Source organism: Vibrio sp. Vb0667 (genome assembly GCF_033391095.1).
On record NZ_JAWPOL010000224.1, the window covers coordinates 1 to 1,269 of the forward strand.

Genomic DNA, 1,269 nt, shown 5'->3' on the forward strand with positions numbered 1-1,269 from the left:
ACTCAAACTTCAGCTTGTGTACGCGGTTCGCCTTCAATTAGAAAGTGAAGTCTCTGATGCGAATGGGCCAGACGTCACGCAATTGCTTTATTCAACCGACCGATTTTTGGAGAGTGCACGCGCTTTTATTGGCAGTGATGGCGAGTTGGTATCGTTGGCGGAGCAACTGCACACCAGCCGAGGTGCGGAAAACAACTCTCAGCAAATCGAAAACATGTATTACCGCTTGGGAGCCTTGGTTCTTGAATCGATTTTTAGCGATTCCAACACCAATACGGATACCTATCGCGAACTGGATTTACTGTTCATCGAATCGGATTCACTGTCGACAGGGGAGCGTTCTGCATTTCAACGTCGACTCGCACAAACTTCAAGTGTTCTTGCGGCGAATGCACAGGGCAGTTATTTGGCGAATCAGTTATTAAAGCCAGATTTTCCTAATCAGTTGGTGTCGATGAAGGCTACGCTCGAACAAAAACTGGTTTCTTTTATCTTTTGGCTCATTGTCGTGAGTGGTTGTCTGTTGGCGTTGGTCTCATGGGCTGTCTTCTCTAAAAATGCGGTGGCGAATTCAAGTTCATCAGAGCCTGCCGTTTCTCAAACTGAAAACGCATCCAGTTCTTTAGAACACGAGAACAAAGCGCGTGAGTTGGCAAGTGATGCTCAAGCGAATAAAACGCAAGAGCTAACCCCTGATTCGCGACAAGAATTGTTAGCTCCGCAAGAACCGTTTATCGATATAAACAGAATGCTGGATTCGCTTTCTGGCGATGAAGGCGCTGTCCGAATGTTGCTCGAGGTCTTTATTCAAGATCATGCTGAAGATGGTTCTAAATTACATAAACTTCTAAACGAAGATATAGACAACGCACAGCGCGCAGCGCACAGCCTGAAAGGGGTGTCAGGAAGTTTAGGTGCAATGCCCCTGCATTACATCTCAGGTGAGATAGAATTATTGATAAAACAGGGCAAAGAAGTACCGGATAATAAGCTCTGTCAATTAAGGGATGTATTACAACAAACAACACTTTTCGCAGAGAAAGTTCTTAACAGTGAAAAGATACGAGAAGTGCTAACAGATTGATATTCCTCTGACTTAAAATGTTGGCGGTTGAGGTATTAAAGGCGCGTTCGAACCTACACTTGGGTTCCGCTTAATTCCTGTTCTATACAATTTGATAAAGGTAGCTTCATGTCCATTCGTCGAATATCGTCACTAATGGTTTTGTGGTTGGTTACCACTCTTTCAGGGTGTTCCCTGTTAGAAGT

Annotated in this window: 1 protein-coding gene; it reads left to right on the forward strand. The window is 44.5% G+C overall.

What is annotated here, in order from left to right; all coding sequences use genetic code 11:
* Nucleotides 1-1,084 (forward strand): Hpt domain-containing protein (locus tag R8269_RS24800; RefSeq protein ID WP_318222855.1); only part of this gene is annotated, 1,084 nt, incomplete at its 5' end.
* Nucleotides 1,085-1,269: the final 185 nt, after the last annotated feature.